This is a genomic window from Mobiluncus sp. (genome assembly GCF_034180645.1).
Taxonomy (GTDB): Bacteria; Actinomycetota; Actinomycetes; order Actinomycetales; family Actinomycetaceae; genus Mobiluncus.
Genome location: NZ_JAXFNY010000015.1, coordinates 124,659 through 136,832 on the forward strand (window position 1 = coordinate 124,659; position 12,174 = coordinate 136,832).

The 12,174-nt window shown below is 56.6% G+C and carries 11 protein-coding genes; 4 read left to right on the top strand and 7 right to left on the bottom strand.

Annotated elements, in window-relative coordinates; all coding sequences use genetic code 11:
* The first annotated feature begins 174 nt into the window (after window positions 1-174).
* Window positions 175-660 (top strand): transcription elongation factor GreA, encoded by a 486-nt coding sequence (greA, locus tag SPI05_RS06810; protein WP_295027839.1) that lies wholly within the window; start codon window positions 175-177, stop codon window positions 658-660.
* On the opposite strand, the gene SPI05_RS06815 is transcribed toward greA, so the two are convergent.
* Genes SPI05_RS06815 through xseA form a run of 3 tightly spaced genes read right to left on the bottom strand, consistent with a single transcriptional unit; the run spans window position 620 to window position 3,267 of the window.
* Window positions 620-1,747 carry an acyltransferase gene (locus SPI05_RS06815; RefSeq protein ID WP_321077297.1) on the bottom strand — a complete coding sequence of 376 codons (1,128 nt, stop codon included), beginning with the start codon at window positions 1,745-1,747 and terminating at the stop codon, window positions 620-622. The two genes, greA and SPI05_RS06815, sit on opposite strands and share 41 nt — an antisense overlap.
* Window positions 1,744-1,998: an exodeoxyribonuclease VII small subunit gene (locus tag SPI05_RS06820; protein WP_321077299.1), complete on the bottom strand. Its 255-nt coding sequence runs from the start codon at window positions 1,996-1,998 to the stop codon at window positions 1,744-1,746. The genes SPI05_RS06815 and SPI05_RS06820 overlap by 4 nt, the downstream gene beginning before the upstream one ends.
* Window positions 1,999-2,004: 6 nt before the next feature.
* Window positions 2,005-3,267: an exodeoxyribonuclease VII large subunit gene (gene xseA / locus SPI05_RS06825; protein WP_321077301.1), complete on the bottom strand. Its 1,263-nt coding sequence runs from the start codon at window positions 3,265-3,267 to the stop codon at window positions 2,005-2,007.
* Between the two features lie 183 nt (window positions 3,268-3,450).
* On the opposite strand from xseA, the gene ispH reads away from it, so the two are divergent.
* A complete protein-coding gene (gene ispH, locus SPI05_RS06830; RefSeq protein ID WP_321077303.1) occupies window positions 3,451-4,491 on the top strand; it encodes a 4-hydroxy-3-methylbut-2-enyl diphosphate reductase in 1,041 nt (346 codons plus the stop codon).
* Between the two features lie 385 nt (window positions 4,492-4,876).
* Window positions 4,877-5,980, top strand: coding sequence for a redox-regulated ATPase YchF (gene ychF / locus SPI05_RS06835; RefSeq protein ID WP_321077305.1), 1,104 nt, complete (start codon window positions 4,877-4,879; stop codon window positions 5,978-5,980).
* A gap of 198 nt (window positions 5,981-6,178) precedes the next feature.
* On the opposite strand, the gene SPI05_RS06840 is transcribed toward ychF, so the two are convergent.
* From SPI05_RS06840 to SPI05_RS06855, 4 genes are all read right to left on the bottom strand, one after another.
* Window positions 6,179-6,619 carry a serine aminopeptidase domain-containing protein gene (locus tag SPI05_RS06840; RefSeq protein ID WP_321077308.1) on the bottom strand — a complete coding sequence of 147 codons (441 nt, stop codon included), beginning with the start codon at window positions 6,617-6,619 and terminating at the stop codon, window positions 6,179-6,181.
* Window positions 6,620-6,819: 200 nt separating this feature from the next.
* A complete protein-coding gene (locus SPI05_RS06845; protein WP_321077310.1) occupies window positions 6,820-7,689 on the bottom strand; it encodes a cation:proton antiporter in 870 nt (289 codons plus the stop codon).
* 83 nt (window positions 7,690-7,772) lie between these two features.
* Window positions 7,773-9,260 (bottom strand): NAD-dependent succinate-semialdehyde dehydrogenase, encoded by a 1,488-nt coding sequence (locus SPI05_RS06850; protein ID WP_321077311.1) that lies wholly within the window; start codon window positions 9,258-9,260, stop codon window positions 7,773-7,775.
* A 229-nt stretch (window positions 9,261-9,489) separates the two neighbouring features.
* Window positions 9,490-10,926 (bottom strand): MDR family MFS transporter, encoded by a 1,437-nt coding sequence (locus tag SPI05_RS06855; protein WP_321077312.1) that lies wholly within the window; start codon window positions 10,924-10,926, stop codon window positions 9,490-9,492.
* 323 nt (window positions 10,927-11,249) lie between these two features.
* Between SPI05_RS06855 and SPI05_RS06860 the strand changes: the two genes are divergently transcribed.
* Entirely contained in the window at window positions 11,250-12,005 is a 756-nt protein-coding gene (locus SPI05_RS06860; RefSeq protein WP_321077314.1) for a fumarylacetoacetate hydrolase family protein, read from the top strand.
* Window positions 12,006-12,174: the final 169 nt, after the last annotated feature.

Below are 12,174 nucleotides of genomic sequence, written 5' to 3' on the forward strand. Positions count from 1 at the left end.
AGGTTTCCTTGCAGCAGCGGTCTTTTGCCGGGTTGTGTTCGCTTTTTCCAGCGTTTTACTTGGTTTTAATATCTGGTAAAGTAATGAACGCTTGCGTTGCGGCTGATTTTTGAAACAAGCTAGCTTTCTCGCCTGACGCAGGCGCTAATCTTTTAATCTTTCAAGGAGACGATTATGGCTGAAGAAGCGAAAAAAAACTGGATGACCCAGGCGTCTTTTGACCGTCTACAAGCTGAGCTCGACGAACGCACGGGCCCGATTCGCTCTGAAATCACCAAGAAGATTGACGCGGCCCGCCGCGAGGGCGATCTGAAAGAAAACGGCGGCTACCACGCCGCTCGTGACGAACAATCCCAAAACGAAACCCGCATCTTGGAACTGCAAGAAATCCTCAAGTACGCCGAAGTTGGCGAAGCCTCCGCCGATGGCACTATCGGACCGGGCAGCGTAGTGGAGGCAAAAGTCGGACCGAAAAAGATGACGTTCCTGCTGGGTTCGCGCGATGCTGCCAAGGGGATGGATATTCAGGTGTTTTCCCCCGACGCTCCCCTCGGCGTGGCGCTGGCTGGTCACCGGACTGGCGACACAGTGGAATACGTTGCGCCGACCGGCAAGAAAATCAAGGTTCAGGTGCTGGACACGCACCCTTACCAGGGCTAAGCTCTTTCTCTCGATTCTCTCGTTTGGTGCAATATTCCGCCCAGGTTTTCGACCAGGCGGCGAGTTTCGCATCAAACGGGGCGGTGAGACGCGCCATGACCCACGCCAGACCCACTGTCGCCGCGAAGCACACCAGGGCGTAAACGTAGGGAGCGGCATCAGCCATGCCGAGTTCCCGCAGCGCCAGCATCGGCAAACGCTGCAACACATAAACCCAGAACAGGTGTTTACCAAACCAGTGCAGCACGGGATTGTTCAGGTGTATGACTAGCGTGATTTGCACGACGAAAAGGCAAAACAGCATGGCTTCGAGCTCAAACACCAGGAAGCTCAAGTGATCGAGTTTAGTGGTGAGGACAAAGAGCGCCGCCGTGATGAGTAGCGCGGAGACGTAACCCCAGGTACGGCGGTAGACGCGCTCGAAGCGGTCGCGAGCCAGGCAGTAGCACATGCCCAACAGATAACAGCACAGCGTGTTGTAGGTGTAGGTGGCGCTTCCTTTGAAATGCCACATGAACACGGTAAAGCCTCCCACCAGAACACAGTTCAGGATGAAAGCCAGCCACGGGCGATTCCGGAAAATGCTAAACGCCAGCCAAGTCAGGACATAGAGCACCAGAATCGCAAAAATGTACCAGCTGGAAGAGCCGATGGACTTCCAGCCGAGGAACGCCCACGCGGTCTGTGCCGGGGTGAACGGGCGGGACAGCGACAGGTTCATGATGATGAACAAGACCTGGGCGATAGCGAAGTTTACCCAGGTCACCGCCACGCGCTTGAGCGGCATAGTGTGGACATAGCCGGGCTTGTGCGCCAGAGAATATGCCACTCCGAACCCGGAATAGAACAGGAACAGAGCCACCATCAGCTGACCGAGACCCGTGGCAACGTGGTGCATCACCCCGTCCCACGCCGGGTTATAGGGCATGTAGGACCGGATGTGGGCATAAAACACAATCAGGATAAAGACACCGTTAATGCGGGTGGTGTGGTCATGGTCTAGGTATCCCTCGAAATTGTCGCCCTGCCGGTGAATCCTGGCGCCCCACAGCACCAGAATGACAATGAACAGCAGAAACAGGTTCATTGTGCTTGCCGTTCCGCGAGCTGGGCTGAGGCAGAGTCGAGGATAATCTGGCAGCGTGAGGCCAGAGCCTCGCCGCGATCCCACAGTTTCAAGGTGTCCTCCAAGGGTGCCCCAGCATTTTCCAGAGCCTGCACGGTTTCGATGAGTTCGGCGCGCGCCGCCTCATAGCTCATCTCAAAGACATCTTCGTTGCCTGCCACGCCCGTCCCCGCCGCGTCAGTCGGGGTCGGTTTATGATTTTTTGCGCTCATGATTCTTTACCTTTCATCTGTGTTTGGATTCGTGCCAAAAACGGTGGCGACCAGGGAGCCGCGCGCCAGCACGGCCTCCAGGAGGTCGCCCTTCTGAACTGCACCAGCGTCAGTTACTACGGTTTGGTCGGGTTTGCGCAGCACTGCATACCCGCGTTCTAAAGTGGCCTGGGGCGAGATGGCTCGCAAGGTTGCCCGCGCCGCCGCTAGGTCACGTGCCTGATTAGCCAGGACCGCCGCGACCCGCGACCGCAGGATTTCCAAGCTGTGGTTGATGTCCCGGCGCCGTTCGTCTAAAGCCGCCAGCGGATTTTGCATGACCGGCCGGGAGCGAATCGCGTCAAGTTCACGCAGGCCCAGCTCTATACGGTTGGAAATGAGCGCCGTCATCCGAGAGCGCGCCCCGTTCAACCCCTCAATTTCAGCGGCTAAGTCCGGGACAATCCGCTTGCCTGCATCGGTAGGGGTGGAGGCGCGGAAGTCCGCTACAAAATCCAGCAGCGGGGTGTCCTCCTCGTGTCCGACCGCGGAAACAATGGGAGTGCGCGCCAGGAAAGCCGCTCGCACCACGCTCTCATCGGAGAATCCCAACAGGTCCTCCAGGGCCCCGCCCCCGCGCGTGACGACAATCACGTCAACCCCCTCAAGGGCGTCAAGCTCAGCGATGGCCGCACTGACTTCCGCCGCGCAGCGTTCCCCTTGCACCGCTACCTCGCGAATCTCGAACTGTACCAGTGGCCAGCGCCGCGTCGCGTTTTCAATCACATCGGCCTGTGCCCGAGCGGCATGCCCGCAGATAAGCCCAACCCGTCGCGGGAGGAACGGCAAAGACTGCTTGTGCTCTCGGGCAAAAATCCCCTCGGCGGCGAGCTTTTGTTTCAGCTGTTCCAGCTGTTCGAGAAACCCGCCCAGGCCGGCCGGGTGAATCTCGGAGGCCATCAGGGACAGCGACCCGGTTTTCAGGTAGAAATCGGGCTTGACCCGCATAACCACTCGCGCTCCGGCGCTCAACGCCGAGCCGGCCGCAGCCACCACCCCACCAAACGCCTTGACCTGCATAGACATATCGGCTTCCAGGTCCTTCGCCACAAAAAAGGACATTCGGTTACCGGGGCGTTGGTTGTATTCGATGATTTGCGCTTCCACCCAGGTCGGATCGACCCGGTCGACGTATTTGCGCATATTTTCGCTCAGGCGGCTAAGCGGCCAGGGGTTTTCCCGGGTCGTCTCACGCGCAAGTCGCGCCGGTTCTGGTTTTCTCACTTCCATGACTCCATCATGACACAGACCTCGGAGGTGACAATTTTCGAGTTTTGCCCCGGGGCGCAAACCGCTAAACTCAAGACAGTTGCACACCCGCCCGAGAAGGGGTGCCACCCGGACTGCTGAGCGGGACACCTAGTGCGCCACTAACAAATCCGACCGGGGAACCTAGTGCGAAAGTGAGGACGGATGGGGAAAGTTTTGCTGGCCTCACCGCGAGGCTACTGCGCCGGGGTAGACCGCGCTGTCACGGCGGTGCAGCGTGCGCTCGAAGTTTACGGTCAACCCATCTACGTGCGCAAAGAGATTGTGCACAACAAATGTGTGGTGCGCACCCTGGCTGACGCCGGGGCGATTTTTGTTGATGAATTGTCCGAGGTGCCCGCGGGTTCGCGAGTGGTTTTCTCAGCTCACGGGGTGGCTCCGAGCGTTTATGCCGAAGCCGAGCAGCGCGGCCTGGAAGTGATTGACGCCACTTGTCCGCTGGTTTCCAAGGTGCATCGGGAGGCGCGGCGTTATGCCAACGAGGGCTACGACATTATTTTGATTGGCCACACCGGTCACGAGGAAGTGGAAGGAACCCTGGGAGTAGCCCCCAACAAGATTCACGTGATTGACACGGATTGGGTCGATACCTCGGCTTTAGCTGCGGCGGAGGAGGAATCCGGGAGCGATGCCGCTGGCGGATTCGGGAATACTGCCGATAACGGAGTTCAGGACGACACGCCCGCAGCCGCGGATCCCCTGGCTGGGCTCAGCACCGACCCCGATGCCTTGCTGATTTGGCTGTCCCAAACGACTTTGTCGGTGGATCAGACGGCGGCCACCGTAGCGCGTCTCCAGCGCAGATTTCCCGGTTTGATTAGCCCGCCATCGGACGATATTTGCTTCGCGACCCAGAACCGACAGGGTGCGGTTAAGGCTATGGCGCCCCAATGTGAGGTTGTCGTAGTTGTCGGTTCGGCCAACTCTTCGAACTCGGTGCGGCTGCGGGAAGTCGCTCTGCAGTCTGGAGCTGGTGCAGCCTACCGGGTCGAAGGCGCTCACGAGCTTAATCCGGATTGGTTTGCAGGAGCCAAGACCATCGGGGTGACCTCCGGGGCTTCGGTACCGGAAGTCCTGGTGACCGAGGTGTTGGAGTGGTTGGCGCAACGCGGGTTCGATGAGGTGCAAACGGTGCAAACCACGCAGGAAACGACCTCATTTGCCCTGCCAAAACCTCTGCGCTAGCCGCGCGTGCACCTTAGGCAGATGCACCCGTGCTTCATTTGAGCCAGACGCGTGGTTTGGTGGGGTTCTGGCTTGGGGTGATGCTATTTGGTGATTAAAACGGGGTTGGTGGTCTATATGATCACGTACCCTTGTTTAATCGCCGATTTCGATCACAAGCTGTCGGGCCGCGAGGGGACCCTCCCCCCTTCCGCCTCTCGCGAGCGCCCCGAGCGAACACCCCGAAACCCGGTAACAAACAGCCCCTAAATTTCTCGGATAACCCGCAATAAAACCTATTAATTCGCTTCGGTGTGCCATATATGGCACACCGAAGCGTTTAAATAGGATTAACGCCCGGGTTTAACCGGTTTAAGGGCGATTGGAAAACCACTAAGATTGAAGCATGGCTTTAACTATCGGTATCGCGGGACTCCCCAATGTCGGCAAATCCACTATTTTCAACGCCCTAACTCGGGCGAACGTGCTAGCAGCGAACTATCCTTTCGCCACTATTGACCCCAATGTCGGCGTGGTTCCGCTACCCGACCCGCGGCTACAAGTCCTTTCAAATATGTTCCACTCGGAAAAGATCGTGCCCGCTACCGTGTCATTTGTAGACATCGCCGGCATCGTCAAGGGCGCTTCTCAGGGCGAAGGCTTGGGTAACAAATTCCTGGCTAACATCCGCGAAGCCGACGCGATTTGCCAAGTCACCCGGGCTTTCACCGACCCTGACGTGGTTCACGTCGAGGGCAAAATTGACCCCGCCTCTGATATCGAGACGATTTCTACCGAGCTGATTCTGGCCGACCTGCAGACTCTCGAGAACACGATTCCCCGCCTACGCAAAGAAGTAAGCGGCAAGAAAACCCCGAAAGAAGTGCTGGCGGAAGCGGAAAAATGCGAGGAATACCTCAACGCTGGTACGGTCCTCTCCAAAGAAATCGCATCGGGAAACCTGGATCGCGGCATCGTCAAAACTTTCCAACTCATGACTTCTAAACCTTTTATTTACGTTTTTAATATGGACTCCGACGGTTTGGCGGACAAGGCTAAACAGGCTGAACTAGCTGCACTGGTCGCCCCGGCCGAAGCGATTTTCCTGGACGGGGCTTTTGAAGCGGAGCTGGTGGAACTTGATGCCGAGGATGCCCACGAGATGCTGGCAGACGCCGGAATCGAAGAATCTGGCCTGGACAAACTGGCGCGCGTCGGCTTTGACACGTTGGGACTGCAAACGTTCCTGACTGCCGGGGTGAAAGAATCTCGCGCCTGGACCATTCATCAGGGCGACACCGCCCCGCAGGCGGCCGGCGTGATACACACCGATTTTGAACGCGGATTCATTAAGGCCGACGTGATTTCTTACGATGAACTGGTGGAAATCGGCGACATTCATAAGGCTCGTGAGCTGGGCAAAGTCCGCCAGGAGGGCAAAGATTACGTGATGGCCGACGGCGACGTGGTCGAGTTCCGCACGGGGCTTACGTCAGGTGGTAAGAAGTAACGACAGATTTAAGACTCTAGACCTGATCTCACGCAGCAAACACCGCCTTTATTATGACTAAGGGCTTTACTCATAATCAGCAGCGGGGCGCATTATGGCAACACCCGGCGTTCGCCCGATCGGCAGCGGTTCCCGAGTGGTCTACGCCCAGGCATTCGTCTGACGCGAATTTCCGCAACCTGATACGGGTTCGCGTTGCTAGGCTTCACAGATGCGGTTGAGCCAGCGTGCGAAGTCTTGCCAGACAACGTCTTTATCCGTTTCGTTGAAGATTTCGTGACGATCGTTCGGGCAGACGTGGGTTTCGACGTCTCTCACGCCCGATTCCTGATATGCGTGACTCACGAGCCCTACTGCTTTCGCCCCGCCTACAGGGTCAACTGCACCTGAAGCGATATAGAGCCCAACGGCAGGATCGAGGTTGAATGCGTCAGGCTGATTCACTGCGTGCAGACCGTGGAGGAGATGGGAGAAGAATGCATTACTTGGAGTGAACCCGCACAGAGGATCAGACAGATAACGATCCACATTGCTGGTATCTCGCGACAACCAATCGAACTCTGTTCGTCGTTCAAACGGGCGGTTATATGGTCCGAAAGCTAGATTGTTTAACAAAGTGCCAGGCGCTTGCGGAGCCACTGCGGCTAACAGACCAGCTAGTCCTAATCCCGCTTATCCGAGGGCACCTGGCCAGTGTCCGGTGCCGATGATGGCTGCTCCAGCAAGTCCGTGTGAGGCGTGCTTGAGGTAGGTGCGCACGAGAAACGAGCCCATAGCGAATGACGAACAGCGAAAGGCATACTGCGGCGGTGGGGAGGACGAAGGTCAGCACTGCGGTTTCAGCGGCGAAGACTTCCCGGATCTGCAGGCCGATCAGACCGAATGCAATGCCGTTGACGAGAAGGTTTGCGACTTCCCAGAAAATTAGTGCGCGCAATTCGCACGGAGCTATTCTCAGGGCGGTCGTGTCGGTTCGTCTCTAGAGCTGTAACGACGACGGCAATCACACCTGAAACGCTGATGTAGTCTGCGATCATGTATGCGGCGAACGGAGCCACGATGCTAATCGCAACTTGAGCGGCCGTGGTTCGAACAATACGATCGGCGACGCGATAGAGGAATCCGATGCCTAGCCCTATCAACACCGAGATTATTGCTGCCACCGGGAACTCCAAGAGTATCATCGGGCTAATGTGTTCTTGGTTTGCCAATACTGCGCTGAGCGCCGTTTGAAATAACACGATGGCGATGGCGTCGTTGAACAAACCTTCGACCTCTAGCAAAGACATCAGTTGTCGGGGCATTCGAGCCGAACCAGTGACCGCTTCAACCGCAACGGGATCGGTAGGGGCGATCGCCGCGCCAATGAGCAGAGCAAGCGGGAACGTCATGCCAGGCACAAGCCACCACGCGACGAATGCGGCGCCGAACGCCGTAACGATCGTGAGCCCAACAGCTAAAGACAGCAGGAGTCCCCACCGTTTTCGGAAAACCGACCAGCTTGTATTGCGTGCTGTGGCGAACAGCAGGGGTGGTAAGAAGAGCGGCAAAATGAGATCGGGGTCGATTCGCGGCACGCTCACGCCAGGTATGAACGAGAGCGCGAACGCGCCGAGAAGCATAAGAATCGGATAGGGCAATCCGAGTTTCTCGCCAAGGGTGACGCACAGAACCGTCATCGCAAGCAAACCGACTATCACAACAAGCATGTGTCTATTGCCTCATCTTGGGTTCAAATGTCGCTTCCTCAGGTTCCCTGGGTAGCTTCCTGGGGTTAGCAAAACGACCTGGGTTACAAAAACGGTTCAAAATCAGGCACGGGAAGACCAACGTATACGGTTTCGAGGTACGCCTCGATTCCTTCTTTCCCGCCTTCGCGCCCCATCCCAGATTGTTTCATGCCGCCAAATGGTGCCGCCGCATTCGAAATAGTTGCGGTGTTAACTCCGAGCATTCCAATCTCCAGTTGTTCGGCGAGGCGCAGCACGCGCGACATGTCTTTCGTATGGAAATAACCAGCCAGCCCCACGGAGTCACTATTAATAATTGAAATGAGTTCTTTTTCGTTCGTGAATCGGACGACGGGAGCAACGGGACCAAAGATCTCTTTCACGATGATGTCGGAATCAATAGGAACATCAGCAATGACTGTCGGTTCCAAGAAGAACCCGTCATGCTCAGGTCGTGTGCCTCCAGTGAGAACTTTCGCTCCGCGCTGTTGCGCGTCGTCGAGAAGCGCGGTAACGGATGCCAGCTGCTTGCTGGAGACGAGAGGTCCAACGTCAACGCCGTCATCGAGACCATCGCCGATAACTTGCGTCGATAGCGCCTGGGAGAACTTGGTTGTGAATTCATCGTAGACGGAATCATGAACGAAGAAATGATCTGCAGCGTTGCACGCTTCGCCCATATTACGCAGTTTCGTTGTCACCGCGCATTCGACCGCGAGATCGACGTCAGCGTCGTCAAACACGATGAATGGCGCGTTGCCACCGAGTTCCATGGATGTGCGTAACACATGATCAGCTGCTTCATGGAGCAGAACTTTGCCGACGCGGGTAGAGCCTGTGAAGGAGAGTTTACGTAGGCGGGGATCTTGAATCATCGGGCCTGTGAGTTCGGGCGAACTGGATGTGGGCAGTACTGCGAAGACGCCGTCTGGCACCCCTGCCTCTTTCATGATCTTGGCAAAGAGTAACGATGTGAGTGGGGTGTCTTCAGAGGGTTTCAAGATGGCAACATTTCCTGCAGCGAAAGCTGGACCGACTTTGCGTGTTGCCATGGCGAGAGGGAAGTTCCAAGGCGTAATTAGCAGGCAAGGCCCAACTGGCCGGCGAACCACCACGGCTTGGAGGTGACCTTCGGGGAGGCGGAAATAATCGCCACGAATCCGCACAGCTTCATCTGCGAACCATCTGAGAAATTCAGCTCCATAGGTAACTTCTGCATCTGACTGCGTGAGTGGTTTGCCCATTTCAAGCGTCATCAGGGTTGCCAGCGTTGAGCGGTATTTACCGTTCGCGAGTTCAAAGGCGCGGCGCAGAATCGCAGAGCGTTCACGTGGAGCTGTAGCTGCCCATGTGGCTTGCGCGCTCGCTGCAAGGTTGAGCGCGCGGGCGCCGTCTTCGGGCGTGGCGTCAGCGACAGTCGTCAACACGCGGCCTGTTGCTGGATTGATTACCTCGAAACGCTTACCTGAACTAGAAGCGACGAATTCACCGTTAATGAAGAGATCAGTGGGGACGTCGGCGATAAACTCTGCGATGTTGATCAATGCCATAGGAATTCTCCTTTCTGTACGTGCTGGCGGCAGTGCCGAGCTGTGGAGACGACGATGTCTAGACGGCGGTGTCTAGATATGTGGGCGTTCTGACAGTTCGCCTGCGCGCCGGGTAGATTCGGTGTAACTAGTTTAACGCGAGCCCGCCACAGTGCTAGCTCTCAGCTCGAGCCGCCCTAGTGCTAGCTAGCTTTGCTCGAGCTCATGTAGCTGCTGTGCCCGCTTTGCTTTAGCCCTGCTCAGCAGTACGTGAGATTCCACGCGGTTTATCGTGGGGAAGAAGAAGTGCTCCGCCTAGCATGAACACTGTTCCAATGGCGACTGCGATGAACACAGCTTGAGTGGCGGGAACGATGCTCTCAGGTGCGAGATTAGCGCCGTGCTGGGCGAGTACGGTGTTGGAAATGGCGCCGAAGACGGCCACGCCAATCGCGCTGCCGGCTGAGCGCATGAAGGTGTTGATCGCCGTCACTTGACCTCGTTGTTCCCAACCCACAGAGTCTTGGGCGACGATCGTTGATGGCGCTGTTGACAAACCAAGACCGATTCCAATCACGAAAACTACCGGAGCTATGATCCATGGACTCGGCCATGGCGCGGTTACAGCCAAGAGGATCGAACCGATGAGTGCTACGGTAGCACCTGCTCGAATCGTCACCCAAAAACCGGCTCTTAAGTAGAGTTTCGCGGAGTTGCCTCCGGCAATTGGCCAGCCGAGCGTCATAGCAGCGACTGCGAGACCAGCGATGATGGGCGTAACTCCTGCACCTACTTGGAGATACGTAGGAGCAAAACTTGTGACACCCACCGTCAGCCCGCCAATAGCCATCATGGTGATTGATGTGGCGATAATGAGTCGCTTCGTCAAGAGGGAAAACTCGATAATCGGCTCTTGAGACTGTGGCTCAATAACGGCAAGAGAAGCGAGGCTGATGACACCAAGTGTAACCAGTGTGATTGTCTGCCATGATATCCACTCCCAGCCGTTGCCTCCTTCAAGGAGTGCGAGGATGAGCGCCGTCAAACCAAAGGTCAGCGCTGCTCCGCCAAGATAGTCAACGCGGTGCGTCGTATGTTTCTGAGAGTCGGAGTATTTGGTCATCACCATTATTCCGGCGAGCAGGCTCAAGGGGATATTGATGAAGAATATCCAGCGCCACGTGCCGATCTCAGCGAAGAATCCGCCTAGTGTCGGACCAAGAACTGATGAGATCGCCCACACGGATGCCATATAGCCTTGGGCTTGGCCTCGCTGTTCGAGCGTGTAGATATCGCCGAGGATCGTCATCGCCATCGGTCCGATTGCTCCAGCGCCAATCCCTTGAAGGGCGCGGGCAATAATCAGCACGAGCATGTTCGGGGCGAACCCTGCGATGAGGGATGACACCATAAATGCGCCGATGCCGAATACGAGGATTGGCTTACGCCCATACATATCCGCGAGCTTGCCATACACGGGCACGGTAACGGCCTGGGCGAGAAGATAGATAGAAAAAAGCCACGGGAAGCGCGTGTAGCCACCTAGATCCGATACAATCGAGGGCACGGCAGTTGCGAGAATCGTGGAGTCCATCGCGATCAGTGCGTTGGCGAGCATTAATCCAAACAAGACGGTTCGGCGTTCATCGTGTATAGGCGACCATCGATCCCTGCCTTTTCTCTTCATTTCTGTGTCCTCACGTATAGTCTTTCCCTCAGCATCATATCTCGCCTATCCCTGCGGTAGTTCGCGGTTATCGCGCTAGTTCCGTTCGCGTAGGGTCGCGGTGGTTCTTACCCTGGCAGTGGCTATCGCGGTCAGTGCGAGTGGTAAGGTCGTGCAACCTCCACCACCGGTGTCTAACGCGCAAAAATGACGATCGCTTCCCTGATGTCGCGATTGTCTCTATTACGGTCTCCATTGTCTCTATTGTGGTCTTGGGCGATGCGGGGCTATGTGGATGGGTGCATACGGTGCTAGATAACAGTCGGCGATATAATGATGAGAACATGAAAATCGCACGGCTCTCTCTTCCTGAAGGTCCTCGTTTTGCCACGATCGACGACGACACACAAACTTACCATGTGCTTGCAGGTGACCCGATGTATGCAGGCTATGAATACACTGGTCAGGTGCTCCGCCGAGAAGATGCGAAGCTTGTGACCCCGATGATTCCCCGTTCGAAGGTGATCGGGTTCGGTGGGATTGTGGATCCAGGCGTGCAGGATCTGGAAGGGCTGTTCACTTTCCTTAAACCTAATACATCGGTTACAGGTCCGGGCTCGTCGATCGTCTTGCCCGCGAGCAGTACGCACGTAGCAGCGGAAGCTGAACTCGCCGTCGTCATTTCACGTATGGCAAAGGACGTTCCTGTGGAGCGTGTAGACGACGTTGTGTTCGGTTATACGGTTGCCAACGACGTCACGAATGTGTCTGCTGCGAACGGCGGTGCACCAGAGGCACAGGCAAAAGGTTTCAACACGGCGTGCCCTTTGGGTCCGGTGATCGATACCCGCCTCGATTTCGACGCGCAGCGAGTTCGATTGATGATTGACGGCGCTGTGGTCACCGATCATGCGCTAGCAGAGTCACACTTCACCCCTGCCGAACTCGTCGCATACGCGTCACGTTTGTTCACGTTGCTTCCTGGCGACGTCATCATTTGCGGAGCCTATGAACCAGGAGTGAAGATTGACGCCGGGCAAGAAGTATCGTGCGAGGTCAGTGGAATCGGCATGCTGACGAATTCCGTGCTTGCCGGCTAAGCGGCGTGTGTGGTTCTTAGCCTGGATTCTCAGAGATTCTCTTGCACGTACATGATATCTGCCGGGGCTGCTGGGCGGAATTCGCCGTCCCACTTGTGCTTCTGAATATATGAGCGAATGTAGGGGCACGCCGCCACGACCTTCTTCCCTTCGGTTCGCGTGGACTCCA

What these genes read in the sequence shown, in the direction of transcription:
- SPI05_RS06855 (WP_321077312.1), bottom strand. Translation starts at nt 10,926, where the DNA reads ATGAAGAGAAAAGGCAGGGATCGATGGTCGCCTATACACGATGAACGC.
- ispH (WP_321077303.1), top strand. Translation starts at nt 3,451, where the DNA reads ATGGGGAAAGTTTTGCTGGCCTCACCGCGAGGCTACTGCGCCGGGGTA.
- SPI05_RS06860 (WP_321077314.1), top strand. Translation starts at nt 11,250, where the DNA reads ATGAAAATCGCACGGCTCTCTCTTCCTGAAGGTCCTCGTTTTGCCACG.
- SPI05_RS06820 (WP_321077299.1), bottom strand. Translation starts at nt 1,998, where the DNA reads ATGAGCGCAAAAAATCATAAACCGACCCCGACTGACGCGGCGGGGACG.
- SPI05_RS06845 (WP_321077310.1), bottom strand. Translation starts at nt 7,689, where the DNA reads ATGCTTGTTGTGATAGTCGGTTTGCTTGCGATGACGGTTCTGTGCGTC.
- xseA (WP_321077301.1), bottom strand. Translation starts at nt 3,267, where the DNA reads ATGGAAGTGAGAAAACCAGAACCGGCGCGACTTGCGCGTGAGACGACC.
- SPI05_RS06815 (WP_321077297.1), bottom strand. Translation starts at nt 1,747, where the DNA reads ATGAACCTGTTTCTGCTGTTCATTGTCATTCTGGTGCTGTGGGGCGCC.
- ychF (WP_321077305.1), top strand. Translation starts at nt 4,877, where the DNA reads ATGGCTTTAACTATCGGTATCGCGGGACTCCCCAATGTCGGCAAATCC.
- SPI05_RS06850 (WP_321077311.1), bottom strand. Translation starts at nt 9,260, where the DNA reads ATGGCATTGATCAACATCGCAGAGTTTATCGCCGACGTCCCCACTGAT.
- greA (WP_295027839.1), top strand. Translation starts at nt 175, where the DNA reads ATGGCTGAAGAAGCGAAAAAAAACTGGATGACCCAGGCGTCTTTTGAC.